Raw genomic sequence first — 7,132 nt, 5'->3', positions numbered from 1 at the left:
TACTTCACCGATCACCCTGCTATCGCGATCGCGGGACTGCGGGGGTGTCAGCCGCCCAACTTGCTGAAGGCCCAGCAAAGCACTTCCCGGTCAGGGTGGTCACGGCCTGTCCGTTCGAGAGCGGGCTGTTAGCCGGGCCCAGTTACGGAAGTTGCCATGCGCCGCGTGACGGTCGGCGAAGGCGATGTCCGCGGGATCGGTCCGTGCCCAACGCTCAGACACTCCTGCGCTGGAGCTGCTCAAGCGGAGCCTTCACCGGCGGCGCAAGACCATAGAGATCAGCGAGGCGCCTTCCGGCGGCTGCGGAAAAGGGCGTAGCCGACCGCTCCCACTGCGGCCAGAGCGGCGGCGCCGAACAGCCAGGGAGCCGTCTTCCTGCCCGCGCCGACCCGGGACGTCGCTGCGGGGTCCTGGCAGCCCGGGGCGGCTGCGGTCACCCGGTAGCGGGCCCAGATCTTCGCCGGCTTGCCTTCCTCGTTCCAGTACACGACGTAGAGGCCGGGCTGCGCATCGCACCGGATCCGGACCGTTGCGGTCACCTTCTTGTCTCCGCGCATCACCACCGGCTGCATGAACCCCGGCGACGACAGCTCGACCATTCCGTCGCTCCCCATCTCCAGGCCGTCCTCGGCCTTCAGTTGCCCTCCGGCCTGGACAGTGCGCACGTCCCACGGCGATGCCGGCCACTGCGTGCCCGCGGGGTACCTCTCTTCCTGGGATTCAGGCTGCCGCTGAGCCACCTGCCGCTCGCACTCCGCCCGCTCCGCTGCATCGGCGGGCGCCACTCGTACGCTGCCCCACAGACGGTCGACCTTGGAAGCATTCCCATCGCCGGGTGGTGAGCCGAACCGCACCTCGTAGGATCCCGGTCCTGCGGCGCAGGAGACCGTTGCCACCGCCACGAGGAGGTTGTCGTTCATGCGCAACGTACCGTCGGTGGCGAAGGCCGGAGAAGTAACCCGTACGCCGCTGAACGCATCCCCGGAGACCAGGGCCTCGGTCGTGACGCTGACTCGTTCGCCGAGCCGAACGACCAACTCCGCGCCGCCGGCCAGAGGCCGCGGCGGTTCTGCGGGAGTACCTGCCAACGCGCCTACCGCCCCTGCTGAGAGGAGCAGTGTCAGCGCTGCGGCGACACTTATCCACACCGATTCAATGCCCATTTGAACCCATTTCTCTTCCATTGACGATGATCAGGTCGCTGCACAGCCTGCGTCTTCGTCGAACTGACGCACCATGACGACTCCTGTCGCTGCGTCAGCATCCATCCCGCTCAAGCAGTCCTTTGACCAGATGGCTAGTTCCCGTCGCGCTCGGCGTCGGCGCCGTCTTACTCGCCGGCCCCACCGACATAGCCGCAAGCGCTCCAAGCCCATCCGCTTCCGCGCCGGCCTCCGTATCGCCCTCTCCCGCCCCTTCCGCACCCAGAGCAGCAACGACACCCCCACCGCGCCCCCCTCCCCTGCCCCCGGCTCCTGCGGTCACACCACCGCCGCCGGCCGCCTCCCCCACAGGCTCGTCCACTTCCCCCTCGACGTCCGCAGCCCTCTCCACGGAGACCGAGTACTGGACCGCCGAGCGGATGGCGGAGGCAAAGCCCGTCGACGCCGGACGGGGTGCAGAGTCTCCTGCTGCTTTTGCCGGAGCGCAAACCATGGCCGCCGCACCTCCGGGCATCCCCACCGGGGTCCGCTTCGACGGCCTTCCGATGGTCGGAACGTTCTTCTTCGCGGGCAAACCGGTCGGCGGCAATTCGACGTACTGCACCGGCAGTGTGGTGCGCAGCCAGGGCAGAATCGCTACCTGTCCGACCTGGACTTCGCCTTCGTCACCCTCACCCCGAACGACAGGGGATCGGCCGAGAACCTCATGGGCGCCCTCACCTTCATGCCCACGCCGACGTACGACAACAGCGTGCGGGTGACCGGCTACCTGTCTAGGCTGAGAGCCCCACCCTCGGGGGCTCAGGAACCCACGCGCGAAGACCTGCACGCCGGCCAGTGCACCGAAACCCACCAGACCGGGCACCAGCCGCCCACCCGGCTCGAAGAACCCGAGACCCGCCACCCGCTACAACGCCGGACAGGTCGTCGCCACAGGCGAGTCATACGCACATCACAAGGTCGGCACTTGACCAATCGGTGTGAACGGGTACGCCCATGGCAGCCAGCCGTCCTCGCGATCGGCGCGCCTCATGGCATCAGCTTGGTCACCTCGTGACAGCCATGATCACCACTACTGCACGGCGCAAGCAGGGACAGCCCGTCAGCCTCGGCTGACACACACTCGGTGCCGCCTGCCCACCCATTCACAGACCGCCTGTGCTTCGCTCCGGAGGGGCTCCCTTCGGGAGCAGGCCCAAGGCCCGCACGCGGGCCCCGGCTGGCAATCGGTGAACGGCTGCCCAGGCGCGCAAGTCACCTGATTAGCTTTCAGATCCGGTCTTGGAAGCAATCGTTCAGGAATCGTCAGAGTGGCTGATCTCTACCGTGGATCCGGCCAGGAACCATCGGTGCCGTACGGGCGTCTCTGTCGCCGCAAGTGGAGAGGACCGTCCAGCACCAACGACCTGGGGGGCACCCGCGATGGCCCGAAAGACCCGAGGAATCTGGAAAACCTGGAGAGCGGTGGCCACCGCTTTCGTCACCCTGATCTGCCTGACCGCCGCCGGGGCGTCACCCGCCACCGCCGACCCGGGCGGACCGTTCGCGCCCAACCTGGACCAGCACTGCGCCATGCAGAACAGTGGCAGCGGTCCCATGACGACCGTGATACCCGTCGACCGGATCACCCTCAACCTCGAGACTGTCGGATACCCCCCGACCGACTCCACCATCACCGCCTCCTACACCATCAGCGGCAGCACCAGGACCGGGACCGCCAACGGCACATTCGACACCGCCAGGAAGAACGCCACGTTCAACTTCTCGGTGCCCAACCCGCCGCCGGGCTCGACTCTGACCGTCACCTACCAGGTGTGGGTGCACGGCGTCTACTACAGCAACTTCGTGAGCGCTCCGCTGGCGCCCTGCACCTGGGACAACCCCACCTACGTCGACGCCTCGACGTGGAACAACTACGTGACCGTGACCGGCGTCTCCCAGCGCTGCGAGACCGTCGACATCGGCTTCGGCGGCAGGCACGGCTACATCCGCGAGGACATCGTGACGGTGAACGTCGCTCACGGTCCGTCCTACGGGCCCTCGCCGTACGCCGGCCGGTCGGTCTGGGCCGACTACTGGATCGTCGGTCAGAAGACGTACACCTCGGGAGCGTCCGGCGTCTTCGACACTGACGGCAAGACCACGCTGTCGTTCGTGATTCTCAATCCGACCACCGGTGCCGAACTCGACGTGCTGGCCAGCGGCCAAGCAGGGTCGCGAACCTTCCCCGGCCACTCCTGGGCCACCATCGCCTGCTGACCCCGCACAGACACATCCGACGGCCGCGCCCGTCAAGAGCTGTTCCGGTCCCCTGGTGCGCCGGCTACCAGCACCGATTGCGGTCGCTCTACTGTCGCCAATCAGTGAAACTGCGCAGTACTCGACGAACCTGCGCAACCATGCCCGGGGATGGAGACTCCACAGGTCAAACGCTCGCGCGCCCCAAGCTCTGCGTAGCTCCAGTCAGCCAAGAAGCCTGCACCCCGTTCCAACGAACTAGACAACCCCCGGGTCAGGAACATGGCGACTGCTCGGTTTCGCTGAACAGCGACAGCCATGCTGTCGACAGCCGGGGTCCCCACCGAGGTCTACGTGCGCGAGCAGGCGGGCTGAGCGGGCCCGGCGGCACCCTGCCGAGGCGGGCGGGTGAGCCCCAGGAGCACCGCCGGGATCAGGACCGCCACCGTCAAGGCAGCCAGGAGCGGTGCGCGCCCTCCCGGAGCCAGGTGGTGCATCAGCCTGATGTGGATCACGAGGTGAGGTACGGCGAAGACCAGGTACACCACGAGGCCGGTGCGGATCACCGTCCGTTCCATCGTGAGAGCTCCGGCTCCGAGGGCCACGGAGGTGGCCAGGCTCATCGCGCCGTAGTCCGTCATCAGGTGGACGTTGTACGGCATTCCCATGCCGACCCAGGGAACGGCGAAGAACGAGTGTGGGAACAGCAGCGCCCAGCAGCCGACGCCGAACTGAGCCGCAGCCAGAAAGGCCTGCCCGGCGCGGAGCCATCCGCGGGTCCGCGTGCCGCCTCTTGCCGTCAGGTCCGTCCTCGGGTCCTTCACGAGTGCCACCTCCACGAGGGGCGCGGTCCCGGGTGCCGGGGCCGCGCGTCCGTCAGTACACCCACTCAGACCAGGCGGTCCTGCGAAATGTGACACCGTGCGCAGCAGTCACAGAGACAAGCCGGCCCTGGCGGCCTCGCCGGGGGCGGATCTCCTAGAACGCCTCGCGATGCGTCATGAGGGACCAGCGACGCCCAGTTCGCCGGACTCGGAGTGCAGTGGGCGCGGGAGGGGGCTGAAGGCATCGCCTGCGCCCACAGCGGGAGTCGTGGTCGATGAAGAAGCGGAACCGGTGTCCGTGTAGGGATCACCAGCGCCAAATCCCTGCGCGGGAAGCTCAGCCATGAGCAGAGCGACGGCAGTGTGGAAGCTCGGCATCGACTGGGCGGGGTATCCAGTCGCGCGCCGGCGGAAATTGCGGAGGAAAGGCACCTCGAGTCGGGCCGAGAGTGCCTTTCCCGCGGCTCTGGCGGGACCTTCGCGCTGGTCCGGTCCAGGCAGCGGTCCTTCGGGAGGATGGTCTCGGCGGAGCCGTCTGAATGGCCGCCTGGGACTGCGCCGTATAGGGTCTGACCTGCGTTTTTTAGTCCAGATCCCTAGGATTGAGCTGTACCGGCGACGGAGCGGAAGCACGCTCACAGACATGCTCAGGACGGCCTGAGGAGGACGCTGCATGACCGAGTACACCGCCCGCCACATCCAGGTATTCGAAGGTCACGAGGCGATACGCAGGCGCCCCGGCATGTACATCGGATCGACCGGCGAACGCGGACTGCACCAGATGGTGTACGAGGTCGTCTCGTGCGCCGTCGACGAGCACCTGGCCGGCCACGCAGACGTCATCGACGTCACGATCACCGCAGACGGCGGCGTGCGCGTCGCGGACAACGGGCGTGGTCTGCCTGTCGCGGTGGAGGAGCCGGGTGGCAAGCCGGGCGTCGAACGCGTGCTGACGGAGCTTTCCTTCGGCTCCAAGCGTCACACCGGCTACTGGGTTTCGGGCGGCCTCAGTGGCCTGGGGCTGTGCGTGGTCAACGCGCTGTCGGACCGTCTCATGGTCGAGGTCCGTCGAGACGGCCACCGCTGGACCCAGGAGTACGAGAGGGGCGCCGCGGTCACTCCCTTGACGAGGAGGGAGGAGTCGGGTGAATGCGGCACCTCGATCACGTTTCTGCCTGACGCCGGCATTTTCGAGACCACCTGGTTCTCGTTCGCCGCGCTGTCGGAGCGCTTGCGGGAGCTGGCCTTCCTCAACGGGGGCCTGGCGATCTCGCTCACCGACGAGCGGCCGGAGCGGGCGGTCCGCTACCACCACGCTGATGGCCTTCGGGCCCTCGTCGCCCGGCTCAACCCCTACCCCGCGAGCCTCGTGCACTCCCCCGCCATCGGTTTCGGCTCGGAGAACGAGGACAAGACGATCCTCGTGGAGGTCGCCATGCAGTGGAACACCTGGTCTCCAGGAGAGGTGCGCTCCTATGCGAACAACGCCCGCACTCGCGAGGGCGGCGCCCACGAAGAAGGCTTCCGTACCGCACTCATGGAAGTCGTCAACGACTGGGCGCGCAGGCGGGGGCAACTGGGCGCGGACGACGCGGACATCACAGCCGGGGACGTCCACAAGGGCCTGACTGCGGTCGTCTCCGTAAATCTCGCCCGTCCTCGGTTCGAGGGCGCCACCAGGGGCAGGCTCGGCAACCCCGAAGCCGACACCTACGTTCAGGAGGTCGTCCGCGAGCACCTCACCGAGTGGCTGGAGCGCAATCCGAACGAAGCCGGGTCCGTCATCCGCCACATGCTCGACGCCTCTGGGGAAAGCGGAAGGTGGTGACGACGGAGCGGCACCCGGCGGCGTCGGCCGGGTAGCGCGCTCTGCCGCCGGCAACTCCGGCGCCGGCCCGATGCCGCGCCCGCCTTGGGTGCGAAGCACCGCTTCCGTGTCGGTGGCGGGCGCACCTCCCGGTCACGCTACCCGGCGCGGATGCATCTGGTTGACCGCCCGTCGCTGCCAGCTTGCACTGACACCAAAGCAGCAGGTGTTGGGGGATCCGGTGCCTTGCGCTTCCGCACCCGGTCGCGGCTACGGGCGCCGGGTACGCGGATCGATGGACGTGGTCATGTCACGATGTGCAGTGTTGGCAGGACGGCCGGACGCGGAGCAGCTCGGTGCGCAGTGCGGGTGTGCCGTCGACCGGTGCCGGGTTCTCCGTGGTCGGCTCGATGCCTGCGGCGGCTACTTTGTCCAGTGTCGTCAGGCCGTCGGGGCCGACCGTGCCGAACACCGTGTAGTTCGGTCGCAGGGCGGAGTCGCCGTAGACGACGAAGAACTGGGAGCCGTTCGTGTTGGGGCCGGCGTTGGCCATGGCCAGCAGGCCGCGTCCGTACAGGCGGCGCGTGCCGGTCGGGTCGGTGGGTGCGGGTGGCAGGTCCACCGGCAGCTCGTCCTTGTACTTGTACCCGGGGCCGCCCTCGCCGGTGCCGGTCGGGTCGCCGCACTGCAGGACCTTCAGCGTCGGATACGCCGTCAGACGGTGGCACACCGTGCGGTCGTAGAACCCGTGCCGTGCCAGGTGCAGGAAACTCTGGACCGTGCACGGCGCCTTGGCCCGGTCCAGGCGCAGCGGGAGCGGGCCCTGGCTGGTCGGAACCGTCATGTCGACCGTGCCGCGGTTGGGGGTGCGCCGCGGGTCCGGCGGCAGGGGAACCGAGCGCGCCGGCGGTTCGTCCGGGGTCTGTGTGTACTGGCAGGGGCCGTGCGTGGTGCGCGGCGGAGCGCCGTCCGAAGCGGTGGCGACACTCGCCGCGGACACGACTAAGACGTCATCTCATTTGGCGAGTCTGCGGTAGCAGATGAGGGTGCAGGCGATGCTCGTGAAGGCAAGGAAGTGTTCGGCCTTGCGTTCGTAGCGG

At 68.0% G+C, this 7,132-nt stretch carries 5 protein-coding genes; 2 read left to right on the top strand and 3 right to left on the bottom strand.

Going from position 1 to position 7,132, the window contains the following annotated elements; translation table 11 throughout:
* Positions 1–278 precede the first annotated feature (278 nt).
* Positions 279–1,163, bottom strand: a complete 885-nt coding sequence (locus ACFVXK_RS35890; protein ID WP_389620706.1) for a hypothetical protein — start codon at positions 1,161–1,163, stop codon at positions 279–281.
* A 1,464-nt stretch (positions 1,164–2,627) separates the two neighbouring features.
* On the opposite strand from ACFVXK_RS35890, the gene ACFVXK_RS35885 reads away from it, so the two are divergent.
* Positions 2,628–3,422 carry a hypothetical protein gene (locus tag ACFVXK_RS35885; protein ID WP_389620703.1) on the top strand — a complete coding sequence of 265 codons (795 nt, stop codon included), beginning with the start codon at positions 2,628–2,630 and terminating at the stop codon, positions 3,420–3,422.
* Positions 3,423–3,751: 329 nt separating this feature from the next.
* On the opposite strand, the gene ACFVXK_RS35880 is transcribed toward ACFVXK_RS35885, so the two are convergent.
* Entirely contained in the window at positions 3,752–4,069 is a 318-nt protein-coding gene (locus ACFVXK_RS35880; RefSeq protein ID WP_389620700.1) for a hypothetical protein, read from the bottom strand.
* A gap of 829 nt (positions 4,070–4,898) precedes the next feature.
* Between ACFVXK_RS35880 and ACFVXK_RS35875 the strand changes: the two genes are divergently transcribed.
* Positions 4,899–6,053 carry an ATP-binding protein gene (locus ACFVXK_RS35875; protein ID WP_389620697.1) on the top strand — a complete coding sequence of 385 codons (1,155 nt, stop codon included), beginning with the start codon at positions 4,899–4,901 and terminating at the stop codon, positions 6,051–6,053.
* 289 nt (positions 6,054–6,342) lie between these two features.
* Here the strand turns inward: ACFVXK_RS35875 and ACFVXK_RS35870 are convergent, their stop codons facing one another.
* Complete coding sequence (locus tag ACFVXK_RS35870) at positions 6,343–7,032, bottom strand: peptidylprolyl isomerase (RefSeq protein ID WP_389620694.1); 690 nt, start codon at positions 7,030–7,032, stop codon at positions 6,343–6,345.
* Positions 7,033–7,132 lie beyond the last annotated feature (100 nt).

Source organism: Streptomyces sp. NPDC058157 (genome assembly GCF_042884105.1).
Taxonomy (GTDB): domain Bacteria; phylum Actinomycetota; class Actinomycetes; order Streptomycetales; family Streptomycetaceae; genus Streptomyces.
This window is presented reverse-complemented; position numbering and strand designations above follow the sequence as displayed.

Excerpts from the sequence above, each read along its gene's own strand:
- ACFVXK_RS35890 (WP_389620706.1), bottom strand. The coding sequence starts at position 1,163 with ATGGGCATTGAATCGGTGTGGATAAGTGTCGCCGCAGCGCTGACACTG.
- ACFVXK_RS35880 (WP_389620700.1), bottom strand. The coding sequence starts at position 4,069 with ATGGGAATGCCGTACAACGTCCACCTGATGACGGACTACGGCGCGATG.
- ACFVXK_RS35875 (WP_389620697.1), top strand. The coding sequence starts at position 4,899 with ATGACCGAGTACACCGCCCGCCACATCCAGGTATTCGAAGGTCACGAG.